The 12,729-nt window shown below is 59.1% G+C and carries 12 protein-coding genes; 2 read left to right on the top strand and 10 right to left on the bottom strand.

Annotated features, from left to right (window positions below):
- Positions 1-37: 37 nt before the first annotated feature.
- From P7C00_RS23400 to P7C00_RS23430, 7 genes are all read right to left on the bottom strand, one after another.
- Positions 38-733 carry a fimbria/pilus periplasmic chaperone gene (locus P7C00_RS23400; protein WP_404937468.1) on the bottom strand — a complete coding sequence of 232 codons (696 nt, stop codon included), beginning with the start codon at positions 731-733 and terminating at the stop codon, positions 38-40.
- Positions 734-835: 102 nt separating this feature from the next.
- Positions 836-1,393 (bottom strand): fimbrial protein, encoded by a 558-nt coding sequence (locus tag P7C00_RS23405; protein ID WP_404937469.1) that lies wholly within the window; start codon positions 1,391-1,393, stop codon positions 836-838.
- Between the two features lie 421 nt (positions 1,394-1,814).
- Complete coding sequence (locus P7C00_RS23410) at positions 1,815-3,902, bottom strand: LTA synthase family protein (RefSeq protein WP_346632224.1); 2,088 nt, start codon at positions 3,900-3,902, stop codon at positions 1,815-1,817.
- A gap of 497 nt (positions 3,903-4,399) precedes the next feature.
- A complete protein-coding gene (locus P7C00_RS23415) occupies positions 4,400-4,591 on the bottom strand; it encodes a PLDc N-terminal domain-containing protein (protein WP_404937470.1) in 192 nt (63 codons plus the stop codon).
- Between the two features lie 84 nt (positions 4,592-4,675).
- Positions 4,676-5,206, bottom strand: coding sequence for a hypothetical protein (locus P7C00_RS23420; protein WP_346632226.1), 531 nt, complete (start codon positions 5,204-5,206; stop codon positions 4,676-4,678).
- A 113-nt stretch (positions 5,207-5,319) separates the two neighbouring features.
- Positions 5,320-5,838: an ankyrin repeat domain-containing protein gene (locus tag P7C00_RS23425; protein WP_123726999.1), complete on the bottom strand. Its 519-nt coding sequence runs from the start codon at positions 5,836-5,838 to the stop codon at positions 5,320-5,322.
- 97 nt (positions 5,839-5,935) lie between these two features.
- Positions 5,936-7,774 (bottom strand): long-chain-acyl-CoA synthetase, encoded by a 1,839-nt coding sequence (locus P7C00_RS23430; protein ID WP_346632227.1) that lies wholly within the window; start codon positions 7,772-7,774, stop codon positions 5,936-5,938.
- A gap of 687 nt (positions 7,775-8,461) precedes the next feature.
- Here P7C00_RS23430 and P7C00_RS23435 point away from each other — a divergent pair.
- Positions 8,462-8,740 carry a DUF3509 domain-containing protein gene (locus P7C00_RS23435; protein ID WP_019093389.1) on the top strand — a complete coding sequence of 93 codons (279 nt, stop codon included), beginning with the start codon at positions 8,462-8,464 and terminating at the stop codon, positions 8,738-8,740.
- A gap of 72 nt (positions 8,741-8,812) precedes the next feature.
- Here the strand turns inward: P7C00_RS23435 and P7C00_RS23440 are convergent, their stop codons facing one another.
- The 3 genes from P7C00_RS23440 to aroC are packed head-to-tail and all read right to left on the bottom strand — an operon-like array spanning position 8,813 to position 11,632.
- Positions 8,813-9,358: an acireductone dioxygenase gene (locus P7C00_RS23440; protein ID WP_346632228.1), complete on the bottom strand. Its 546-nt coding sequence runs from the start codon at positions 9,356-9,358 to the stop codon at positions 8,813-8,815.
- Positions 9,355-10,512 carry an MFS transporter gene (locus tag P7C00_RS23445; RefSeq protein ID WP_346632562.1) on the bottom strand — a complete coding sequence of 386 codons (1,158 nt, stop codon included), beginning with the start codon at positions 10,510-10,512 and terminating at the stop codon, positions 9,355-9,357. The genes P7C00_RS23440 and P7C00_RS23445 overlap by 4 nt, the downstream gene beginning before the upstream one ends.
- A gap of 28 nt (positions 10,513-10,540) precedes the next feature.
- Positions 10,541-11,632, bottom strand: a complete 1,092-nt coding sequence (gene aroC / locus P7C00_RS23450; protein WP_123726996.1) for a chorismate synthase — start codon at positions 11,630-11,632, stop codon at positions 10,541-10,543.
- Positions 11,633-11,774: 142 nt separating this feature from the next.
- Between aroC and P7C00_RS23455 the strand changes: the two genes are divergently transcribed.
- Entirely contained in the window at positions 11,775-12,728 is a 954-nt protein-coding gene (locus P7C00_RS23455; RefSeq protein ID WP_346632229.1) for an alpha/beta fold hydrolase, read from the top strand.
- Position 12,729 lies beyond the last annotated feature (1 nt).

A 12,729-nucleotide genomic window follows, 5' to 3' on the forward strand; every position in this document is an offset into this window, starting at 1 on the left:
AGTTGACCAATGCAGAACCAAGCGCCCGGAATGGCTCCTAGGGCTCAAGCGGGGTTTCGCGACGAACCGAAGTTCCGTAGTCGTTGATCCACTCGTAAACCACACTGCCCCGGCCCCCAGGAGGAGACGGTGTTTGCCCTAGCGTGAAGTCAGCAGAGGATTTCGGTGCCAGCATCCGGCTTTGTGCACTCAGACTTGGGCCACTCTTGAGCTTCACATCCACCGAGTTGAAGGAAACGTGAAAGGCCGAGTCATTGCGTACCCTCAGTACGGTCTCAGCACCTGACTTGACCAGGCTCCAACGGAGTTTTTCCGCCGCGTCCATGGCACTTCCCGACAGTTGTGCGGGACGAAAAAACAACTTCAAACGAGTACGAAACGCCAATTGCATGTGGTTGCTGACCTGCCCGGAAGCCAGTGGCGGAACATCCAGCAGGTTGAGCCAATACACCGATTCACGATCCTGTGGGATACCCGGTTGAGGGATGTAGGCGATGCGCAGGGTTTGCCCCTTTCCCTGGTTGATACGGGCCATTGGCGGCATGACCACAAACGGCACGTCCACATCATCAGGCTTGGAATCCGGATTGCCTTCGTCGATCCAGACTTGCACCAGTGCAGGTTGCTCACCCTTATTGCTGAGTCCAAGACTGACTTCACGCTCCTGAGCCGGATAGATGATCCGCGTTCCACTCACTACCACGTTGGCTTGCACCTTCAGGGGCAGCAACACAAGGGCACAGCAGAAACACAGCAGAAACAAAAAATGGCGGGGCATGGCTATCATCACTCGTTGCGCGGAGCCCCGGGGCCTGAACCCCGGGACGACCTTTCCTCACTCAAAAACCATGTCCAGTACAACGTTTGCAGCGACTGGACCACCGGTGGTGTTATCAACACCGGCCAGGTACTGGGCGTAGAAATTCAGCGTCGCGTCTTTGCTGTCCTTATCAACATTCACTTTCTGGATATCGTCAGGAGTGATGGTGTTCAGGTTGAGAGCCCGCTGTTGGCTGTCCAGCAATTGCACCTGAACGTTTGAAGCGGTTTCCTCGCCAGAGTAGGTGTTGATCAAAGCGCCGCTCAGCGCATCCACTTTCGTCAAGTCGGGCTTGAACCAGACCCCCACCGTACTGCCGGAGCAACCGGTGAACTTGAGCTTGAAGGGGGTCAACCCCGCAACAGTGCCCTTTTCAGCCAGTACACTTGAACCGACAGGGGGCAGATCGACCTTGTGAACGTAGGTACCACTTGCGGTGTTTTCGACGGAGCAGGTTTCGGTGCTGATAAACCCCGTAAATTCCAACCTCACGTCGACTCCATCAGCCCAAGCAGTCCCCGCAGCCGTCAAAAGACCCGAAGCGATACCCGCTGCCACAAATAGCTTTTTCATTCCTCTCTCCATTTACCAATCTTCGTGGCGCATTGCTGATCGCACCATTCAAGAACCGATGCTGCGTGCCTGATCTAGAGCGTTATCCGTATCTGTCTGGGCCGAAGCGGGAGGGATCATTACAGTCTGTTGGGATAGCCGATATGAGATGAATCCTAAAACCCGAGAAACTTCCCAAGTTCGACCAAGAAATCGGCTGTTAACGTAGGAATTTTTCCCAGGAAACATAAGGAAATTCTTAAAACTGGGCAGATGATCTCTTGCAAAACCGATGCGAAATCCTTGGACGGAACACGTCTGCGAACACCGCCTGTTTTCGCTGCAAAAAAAAACACCCCTCATTGAGGGGTGTTCAGTGTGCCGCGAGTCGGGCCCAGTCAGTCCGCCAGCCCTCTGAAAGGATTGGCGGGAGACCTGCGGATCAATCCGGCTTGCCGTTGACCACGCCAGCGGTATTGTCTATCAAGCTCTTGGTCGCGGTCTGCAGGAAAGACTCCAGCTTCTGCTTGAGCTGCGCTTCATCCGCGGCCTCGGGAATCAACTCGCCCCCTGGAGTGGCGCCCAGTTCGTATTTATACAGACGTGGCGGCATTTCCTTGGGCAGCACCAGCACTCGGTCAGCAGTCAGTAACGCTACGGTCTGATCACTGCCCGAAGGCTTGATCACGCCAAAACCCTTGTCGCCTTCCGGCAGATTGAGCAGGTCGCGCCCCCAGCACTGATGCAGCACATCGCCACCGAGACGGCCCATGATGGTGGGCACTATGTCGATCTGAGTGCCCACGGTGTGGTCACGCTGGCCGAATTTTTCCTGGATGCCCGGCGCAATCATCAGCAGCGGTACATTGAAACGCCCCAGGTCCATTTCGGTGATCTGCTGCTCATTGCCGAAACCGTGATCGCCGACCACGACGAACAGCGTCTCCTTGAAGTAGGGTTCCTTGCTCGCCTTCTCGAAGAACTGGCCCAATGCCCAGTCGGAGTAGCGCATGGCAGTCAAGTGCTCATTGAGGCTGCCGCGATCGGTCACCTTGTCCACCGGCAATGGCGTCGGCAACGCATACGGGGTGTGGTTGGACAGGGTCTGCAGCAGGGCGTAGAACGGCTCTTTGCCTTCACGAGCCTTCAGCTCTTCCAGACCACGGTTGAACATGTCCTGGTCGGACACGCCCCAGGTCGGGTCGGAGAACACCGGATTGACGAAGTCATTACGACCAATGAAGTTGGTCATGCCCTGGTTGCTGAAGAACCCCGACTGGTTGTCCCAGGCAAAATCACCGTTGTAGACATACACATCGTCATACTTGCGGGCGCTCAGCAGCTGCGGCAGTCCAGACAGCTTGTGGCTGCCTTCCGGGGTCTGCATCAGGTATTCGAAGCCTGGCAGGTTGGGGAAGCAAGCCATGGTGGCGAACATGCCCTGGTGGGTATGAGTGCCGTTGGAGAAGAAGCGGTCGAACAGCAAGCCTTGCTTCGACAGCTTGTCGAAGTACGGAGTGATCTCCCCTGGACGTCCCAGCGCGCCCACCGAATGCCCGGCGAAGCTTTCCATCAGGATCACCACGACGTTCTTGATCGGCAGGGTCTTGTCCGCATCCGGCGTGTAGTTACGGCGTACGGCGGCAATATCCCCATCCACCAGTTTGTCGCTCGGCACCAGCAGCATGTCGCGCACTGTCTGTTGAGCCAGAGGCTGGGGCAAGGTCGCCTTCCAGATATTGGTGCGATCCTCGGACATCCGATCCTTGGCCGCCGCCATCAACTGCAGCGTGCCATTAAGGCCCAACTGGTTGGCGAAGTTCGATTCGGTGGTGTAGACATCGCCCCAACGCATCGGCGGGCCCTGGCGCAGGGTGCCACGGGCAGCCACTACACAGATCAGCAGGCAGACCACGAATACCGCAATACGTGCATACCAGGGGGCAATCTGGCGTGTGCCGACATTGCCACCGCTGAACGGCCCACGAGGCCGAGTAGCACGGTCGGCACCCTTGAACGCCAGGCTGAGGATCCAGGTCCCCACGGCCCAGGCCAGCAGGTAGCGGACCACTGGGAAACCGTACCAGAGCATGCTCATCACGGTTTTCGGGTCTTCCTTCACATACTGGAAGACCAGACCGTTGAGACGCTGGTGGAACTCACGGTAGAAATCCATCTCCATCAGGCCGAGGAACAGCGCAATGCTGGAGGTCACCGTCAGCCAGAAGCGCAGCAACCCGCGAGCCGCCATAGCCCGGGCACTGAGCATGGCCAGCACCAGCGGTACGCTGAGGTAGACCACCAGCCGCAGGTCAAAACGCAGGCCATTGGCAAACGCTTCGAGGAACGTCGAAGCCGGGGTGTCGAGAATCATCTCGCGGTTGTAGATCAACAGCGCGACGCGCAACAAAGAAAACATCACCATCATGACCAGCGCGCACAGCAGCGTGTAGGCCAGATGGGATTTGACGGTCGGTTGCAGCAGGCGATTCGAGGATCGCTGCTGACTCAGGGCATCCGAGTTTGCCATGTCGTTTTAGGACCCATTGGAAGTTTAAGTTGCAAGAATACAGCTGCGTTCTGCCCTCTTATTGCCACCTGAGCGGCGGGGGAATACGCGGTGCGCAAATGGTGCACGATCACTGGAGGCATTGCCATTGATTAGTGGACAGTACCGCCAAACCCACCACCAATGGCTCTGGATCAACAGATTGCAGGGGGAGATGACAGGCTAAAAAGCGCCGGCGGATTGTCTTAGAGACTTTGTGAAAATTTCGTTCAACGCATGTTTAGTCACACAAAAAAGGGCCTGACCAGGCTGTGTGAAACGTCGCGAGTGAAGGCAAGACAAGGCAAAAACAGGCGAGGAACGGCCGGGGTCGCGTTCGACTTTAGGGGGCCTAAATGAGCTTCCGAGCCTGTTTTTAACGCAGTATTGCCAAACGCAGTAGTTTTCACACCGCCTGTGACGGCCCTTCTTTTCCCTCGCCCGCAATGACTCCGGGTCTGTTTGTCACACGTCCTGGTTCAGAGCCTGACGTTGCCTCGAGGACCGGCAATGGCCCAGATGATCAGCCCAAGGACGGGAAGGAAGATGATCAACAACACCCAGATAATCTTCATCCCGGTTTCGGCGCCGCTTTTCAGAACGTTGATGATGGCCCAGATATCCAGGGCCAGAATGATCAGGCCAATCAGGCCATTGAAGGTGGAACCCATGGTGTCGCTCCCAAATGAAGGTATGCCTCTTTAGGATAGTCGCGCTGAATCAGGGTTCCGCTTTATTCCACCGCAAATGCGGATTCAGACGTGCACAGCAATCTTCAGCGCTTCCAGAGCCGGCGCCGCGACAATGCCGACCTCGGCACAGAGTTCAAGCACTCGTGGCACATCATTGCCGTAGACCAGCACCATCTGCAGCTCGTCATCCAGCAACTGGCTGAAGTTCATCAGCACGTAACCGCCATTTTCCGGATTCATGCTGCCCATCTGGATCTGGATGCGGTTCAGGGCTGTCAGCGCTTCGATCTTGGCCAACTGCTTGGGCTTGATATTGAAGGTCACGTCCTTGCCGAAAGAGGCAACGATCTGGGCGAACAGGTCGACGTAGGTATCAGCCTGAAACAGCACGGTCTCCGGCAGGCTGCCCACCACCACCCATTCGCCCAGGGGAATGGGGAAGCTGTCGTCGTAGTTGATGTCCGGATTGGCCGCCAGGAACCCCTGGGGATCAGCATAGGCCTGGGCCGCTTCATCGGCGATCTGCTGAATCTCGGCGTCGCCCATGCACCCGGAGCTGATTTTGCTGATGAGTTCGATAAGGGCGGTTTTCATGGGCGCATCCTGAAGGCAAGGAAATTTCGAGGGCGCGAAGGATAGCCTAAAGTGGACGGCCAGACCTATCACCGAGACGAAGGCCCTGCGCCCTCGCCTCCTTCCCCTCGGCCTCAGGCCAGAAGTTTTTCCAGTTGTGCGGTGGTGTCCACGGCGCCCATGGTCTTGGCCGCCTCCAGGGCACTGACACCATTGGTATCCCGAGCCTTGGGATCGGCCCCCTGGCTGATCAGGTAGGTAACGATCTCCGTGCGGTTGAACATCGCCGCCATCATCAGCGCAGTACGACCGTCAAACGATGAGCCTTCCACTTGAGCTCCGCCTTCCACCAGAGCCTTGACCACTGCCAGGTCGCCCTTGAAGGCGGCGCCGGCAATCGGGCTCTGGCCATTGTCGTTGCGGATCTCAGGATCGGCCTTGTGCTTGAGCAGCACTTGCACTGCATCCACATGCCCGTGATAGGCGGCCAGCATCAGCAAGGTGTCACCCTTGTGATTGCGCAGGTTGACCGGCAGGCCACTGCCCGCCAGCTTGTCGAGCATCTGTGCATCGCCCTGGCGGGCCACGTTGAATACCTGCTCGACAAACTGGGCGGCCTCATCTTCAGTCATCTGGCGGCTTTTGTCGGTCATCGGAAACTCCAGGTTCGGTCAATCGGAAAGGCCCTAGTTTCCCCAAGCCGGCCGCGGCCTGTCATCCCTTTTTTCCCAAGAGCCGCCATAGGCAGAATCAATAACGCAGACGCCCGCCCTGGATCTCCGCAAAAATCTGCGGGGTCAATTGCACATAGGTGTCCGCCCCAGGAAGCCAGGCATAGACCGGATCGTCGCCGGTTCGTTCGAGGTCGAATGCCTGCTCCTTGAGTCGACTCTTCTGGTACTTGAAGGTGCCAGTAGTGTCCATTTTCACCTTGATCCGCAGGAACAGCGGCACCGCGTAAGCCGGAAGCTGCTGCCTGGCGAATTGCAGCAAGGCACTGAAATCCAGGGTCGCCAGAGACTCCGCCGGGGTAATGGCCACCATCCCCGCACGACCGTTGGTGTTGTGGATTTCGACGCCATAGGCCACCACCTCGGCAATTTGCGGGTGCCCCAGCAGAATGTTCTCCACCTCGGTGGTGGAGACGTTCTCGCCCTTCCAGCGATAGGTGTCTCCCAGCCGATCGACGAATTGCACATGGCCAAACCCGATGTCCCGCAGCAGGTCACCGGTATTGAAGTAGCAGTCGCCCTTCTCGAACACGTCCTTGAGGATCACCTTGAGGTTCTTTTCCGGATCGGTGTAACCGTCCAGCGGCGCCTTGTCGTCGATCTTCGCCAGTAGCAGGCCCTGTCCACCCTTGGCCACTTTCTGCATGAAACCCTGGCTGTTGCGCAACGGCGCCCCGGTATCGTGGGCGTACTCCACCAATGCCCAGGGGATCAGGGAAAAACCCACGGTGTTGTCGAAGTTGAGGATATTGCTGAAACCGATATTGCCGTCGCTGGCCGCATACAACTCACACACATGACCCACACCAAAACGTTGCTTGAACTCGCTCCAGACTCCCGGACGCAGGCCATTGCCGATCATCTTCAACACCCCATGCTCGGTATCCCGGGCAGTGCTGGGCTGATCGATCAGGTAGCGACACAACTCACCGACATAACCCACAGTCGTCGCCTTGAACCGACGCGCATCGTCCCAGAACTGACTGGCGCTGAACTTGCGGCGAATGGCGAACCCCGAGGCGCCGGTAATGGCCGAGCCCCAGCAGACGCACAGCCCGGTGGCGTGGTACAGCGGCAAGGTGCAATACACCACGTCGCCGGGCTGCATATCCAGGGCAATAGTGCCGAAGCCGGCAGAGGTGCGCATCCAGCGCCCATGCTTGAAAATCCCCGCCTTGGGCAGCCCCGTGGTGCCGGACGTATAGATGTAGAAGCAAGGGTCGTTGAAAAAGATGCGCTGGGCCTGTACCAGATTGTCCGCTGGATAACCGGCGCTCTCGGCCATCAGATTGACCAGGCCGTCCGGAGTCGGTCCGGGGTCGGCGAAGGTGTCCTGATCGGCCACGAACCAGGTGCGAGCCGGATCGATATCCACTTGATCGCGCACCGCGGAAAAAGCCGCCAGCAACTCAGCGCCGACCATGATTCCCACCGGTTTGACCAACTCCAGGCTGTGCACCAGCACGCTTTGGGTCTGAGCGGTGTTGAGCATCGCGCAGATCCCGCCAAGCTTGGCCACCGCCAGCACCGTGACCAGCAACTCAGGACGATTTTCGATGAAAATCGCCAGCACATCGCCCTTGCCGATGCCCTGTTCCCGCAGGTAGGCAGCGATGCGGTTGGCCCATTGATTGACCTGGGAATAACTGAGTACCCGATCGCCATACAACAAGGCCGGCCCCTCGGGATTGCGCAGGGTCGCCTGCTCGAAACTCCAACCCAGTCCGCAGGGTTGGTCAGGCTTGTCGATGTTCCCCGCCTTCATGCCTCGCACCACCCGAGGCAGCGCCTTGGCAATGGACGGCACCTTTCGCAGCATCATGCCCCAGGTAATCATGTCGCTCTTGTGCTTATTCATGGTTGCTCCGGTTCGACAGCAAAGGTCTGTGCCCAGCCAGGCCGGCCGGGTGTTGGCAACACAGCCGGCACAAGGCTCAACCGGGGTTGGCGACCCAGGGTTCGGCAACCGGCAAGCGAAGACTGCGGGGATAACCCGCAAAGGGATAAAGGCAGGGCAAGCACAGCGCTGCTGAGAGCACCGGCATTAATAATGCGGTGGGACCATTCATGGAGGGCGTCCTATGTTCTTATTATCCGTCGGGCAGGATCGCTGGATCACGCCACTACACATTCCATGTCGCAGAGACACCTTTCAAACCTGTTCGGCTGGGTCGCCGATGCAGCGTTGAAACAGCGTCACTGGCTGGAAAATACGTCAGCCGTTGCGGGCCTGTACACGGAGTTTTTGCAAACTTTTGTATCTCCCCACCGGTTATCTCCAAGGCCCTCCAGCCTCATCCATAAACGATTGAATTTTCTCTCAAGGCCAGCGGTCATAACACCGTAGCCACGCCCACGGCCAATCGCCGCCAACCTGCAAAATGCAGGATGCACGATGGCCATTCATGCAATTTGCACGAAACCGAAATATCCTTTAAATCATAACTAATTGATTTAAAAGGACTTTATAAAAAAACAATACTGGCACAATCGCTGCACCTATCACTCCACGCTTTCTCTTCAAGAGCTAACGGAGCTGATAGACATGAGCCTGATCCAAGAAAAATTTTCCTCCCTGTTCTCCAACTTCGAAGTGACCACCCAACCCCGTCCAGACGGTGGCATCCTGCTCACCCTGCGCAACAGCGAAGGCAAACAGTTCAAGCGTTCGATTTCCTACGCGCAGCTGCATGCCGCCGACCAGCTGTCCTGGGTCATCAGTGCAATTCGTCGTGATTTGGCCGAACAGGCCAGTGAGTTGCCGCAGATTTCCATGCTGCAAAGCCAAAACCGCTTTGCCTTGCCGACTTACCACTCCGCCTAAGCCACCTTCGGCTTCCTGCTCGGGCCGGCCCCACCTTGCGTGGGGCCGGCCCGTTGACGTTGAGCTTCCCGCTCAATCGTCCAGGCGTGGGAACTGACTGGCGATAGCGTCTCCGGTCAGGTTGGCCGCCCAGCCTTGGGGATTGTTGAACAGGCGGATGGCTACCAGGTGCGGCTCCTCCCCCATATCGAACCAATGAGCAGTGCCTGCCGGTACCGAAATCAGGTCGTTCCTTTCGCAAAGAACGGCATAGACATAGTCGTCGATGTGCAGAGAAAACAGCCCGCGTCCAGCGACGAAAAACCGCACTTCATCTTCGCCATGGCGATGCTCGTCGAGAAAGCTGGCACGCAGCTCGACTCGTTGTGGATGGTCACGGTTGAGGCTGATCACATCAACGCTGACATAACCCTGCTCGGTCATCAGCCGATCGATCTGCTCCTGATAGGCCGCTATCACCTCCTCCTGACTGACCCCCGGCTCGATCCGTGTCGAGGTTTGCCAACGATCGAAGCCAATCCCCTGTTCGGCCAGGGTCGCAGCGATATCGTCGAAGTGGGTCAGAACCTTGTTCGGCAGGTCCGGGCTGGATACGTGGTAGACGGACAGGCTGCTCATAACGGCAACTCCTCTTGCATGCGGGTGGCAATGATAACGGCTGCGGCCAGGGCGGCGACGCTAGCAATACTAAAGGTCAATGTGGCGCCCAGGGCGTTCCAGCTGTAGCCGGAATACAGGGCCCCCAAGGCGCCTCCGGTTCCAGCCAGGGCGGCGTACAACGCCTGGCCCTGACCCTGCTGACGAGCGCCGAAGCTGCGTTGCACGAAATGAATGGCTGCGGCGTGAAAACTGCCGAAGGTCGCCGCATGCAGCACCTGCGCCAACAACAGCACCCCGAGATGTTCCGCCAGGCCGCCCAACAGCAGCCAGCGCAAAGCCGCCAAGAGGAAACTCGCCAGCAACACCCGGCGCACGGAAAACCGCGCCAGAATCCGGCTCATGGCCAGGAACATCAGCACCTCGGCCACCACCCCCAGGGCCCAGAGCATGCCGATCAGGCCACGGGTATAGCCCAGGCGCTCCAGGTGCAGGGTCAGGAAGGTGTAGTAAGGGCCGTGGCTCATCTGCATCAATGCCACACACAGATAGAAGGCCAACACACCGGGACTGCGCAACTGCTTGATAAAGCCTTCCCCGGCCAGCCGCGGCCCCTGCACCGCAGGCTGGGCGTTGGGCACCCACAGGCTGCTGAGCACGATGCCGCCCATAATCGCCACCAACGCCGCCGGATAGATATCCAGGCTCAACCACTCGAACAGGCGCCCCAAAGCCACCACGGTAAGAATGAAACCGATGGAGCCCCAAAGACGGATCTGGCTGTAGCGTGAGGTCTGCCCCTGCAAGTGCGCCAGGGTGATCACTTCGAACTGCGGCAGGACTGCGTGCCAGAAAAACGCGTGCAGGGCCATGACCATGGCCAGCCAGGCGTAGCTCTTGTCGACGAAGATCAGGGAAAAACAGATCAGGGTGCAGATTGCACCAAAACGCACGATCGCCAGGCGCCGGCCGGTGTAGTCCCCCAGCCAGCCCCAAAGGTTGGGCGCCACGCAGCGCATGAGCATGGGAATGGCCACCAGTTCGCCGATCCGCGCGCTGGAAAAACCCAGGTGATCGAAATACAGCGCCAGAAACGGCGCCGTCGAGCCCAGCAGGGCGAAATAGAATAGGTAGAAACTGGAAAGCCGCCAGTACGGCAGCGCCGCCACGGTCATCAGACCGTAGCGACTGGCAGAACCGCCATTACAGCTGGCCCAGTACCGGCGTGCTGACGCGCACGTCGGCGTTCTGGCCGCGGTGACGCAGCAGGTGATCCATCAGCACGATGGCCATCATGGCTTCGGCAATGGGAGTGGCGCGAATGCCCACGCAAGGGTCGTGACGGCCCTTGGTGATCACGTCCACCGGATTGCCATCAACATCGATGGAGCGGCCTGGCGTGGTGATGCTGGACGTCGGCTTGAGCGCCAGGTGGGCAACGATCGGCTGCCCCGAGGAGATACCGCCAAGAATGCCACCGGCGTTATTGCTGAGGAAACCTTGCGGGGTCAGCTCGTCACGGTGCTCGGTGCCGCGCTGGGCGACGCTGGCGAAACCGGCGCCGATTTCCACGCCCTTGACCGCATTGATGCTCATCAACGCGTGGGCCAGTTCGGCATCCAGACGATCGAAGATCGGCTCGCCCAGGCCCGGCATCACGCCTTCGGCGACCACGGTGATCTTCGCTCCCACGGAATCCTGATCCCGGCGCAATTGGTCCATGTAGGCTTCCAGCTCTGGAACCTTATCCGGATCGGGGCTGAAGAACGCGTTGTCCTCCACCGAATCCCAAGTCTTGAACGGAATCTCGATCGGGCCCAACTGACTCATGTAGCCGCGCACCACGATGCCCTGGCTGGCCAGGTATTTCTTGGCGATGGCCCCGGCCGCCACGCGCATGGCGGTTTCCCGCGCCGAGCTGCGACCGCCGCCACGGTAATCACGAATGCCGTACTTGTGGTGGTAGGTGTAATCGGCGTGAGCCGGACGGAACAGATCCTTGATCGCCGAATAGTCCTTGGACTTCTGGTCGGTATTGCGGATCAACAGGCCAATGGAACAGCCAGTGGTCTTGCCCTCGAACACCCCGGAAAGGATCTCGACTTCATCGGGTTCCTGGCGCTGGGTGGTGTGACGGCTGGTGCCGGGCTTGCGCCGGTCCAGATCACGCTGCAGGTCTTCCAGGGACAGCTCGAGGCCCGGCGGGCAGCCGTCGACAATGGCGACCAACGCCGGACCATGGCTTTCGCCCGCGGTGGTGACAGTGAACAGCTTGCCGTAGGTATTGCCGGACATGCGGGGAGCTCCGTGAAATCAGCCGAAATAACTCAATCAGGATTACTGAAGGGCGCAAGTATACGCAGGCTACCCAACTAGTTCATCCTCGAACCTTCTGCCCCTGGCCGAGTCCAACCGGCACCTTATCCATGATGGCGTGATGATGCTGCGAGTCCTTCTCTTGAGCCTTTCCCTGTTCACCGGCCTGGTCAACGCGGCCGTCCTGCAACGCCCCGTAAGCCTGGAGACCGGCCACGGCGAGCTGTATGGCTCGATGCTGCTGCCCAAATCTGCGCAGCCGGTGCCGGTGGTGCTGATCATTTCCGGTTCCGGCCCCACCGACCGCGACGGCAACAACCCCGACGGCGGGCGCAACGACAGCCTCAAGCGCCTGGCCTGGGTGCTGGCCAAGCACAACATCGCCAGCGTGCGCTACGACAAGCGCGGTGTGGCTGCCAGCCTCGCGGCGACCCCGGATGAACGCAACCTGACCCTCGACGCCTATGTGGCCGACGCCGTGGCCTGGGGCAAGCAGCTCAAGGCCGACCCGCGCCTGGGCCAACTGATCGTGTTGGGACACAGCGAAGGTGCTCTGATCGCCAGCCTCGCCGCCCGCCAACTGGACGCCGCCGGGGTGATCTCCATCTCCGGCACCGCCCGGCCCGTGGATCAGGTGCTGCGCCAGCAACTGAGTTATCGCCTGCCGCCGGCGCTGATGGTGCGCAGCAATGAACTGCTGGACAGCCTCAAGGCCGGTCAGGTCGACAACGATGTGCCGCCGGCCCTGCAAGTGATCTTCCGCCCCAGCGTGCAACCCTATCTGATCACCCTGTTCCGCGAGGACCCGGCCGCCGCTTTCGCCCGCCTGAAAATGCCGGCGCTGATCATCCAGGGCAGCAACGATATCCAGGTCAGCATCGACGACGCCCGGGTGCTCAAGGCGGCGAAACCGGATGCTCAACTGACCTTGATCGATGGCATGAACCATGTCCTGCGTATCGTACCCAACGATCTCAAGCGCCAATTGGCGTCCTACAAGGACCCGCAATTGCCACTGGCGGCGGAGCTGGGCCGATCCATCATCAGTTTTATTGACGGACTTCACACCCGTTAGG

The sequence above is a fragment of the Pseudomonas sp. JDS08PS003 genome (assembly GCF_045013505.1).
GTDB classification, from domain to species: domain Bacteria; phylum Pseudomonadota; class Gammaproteobacteria; order Pseudomonadales; family Pseudomonadaceae; genus Aquipseudomonas; species Aquipseudomonas protegens_B.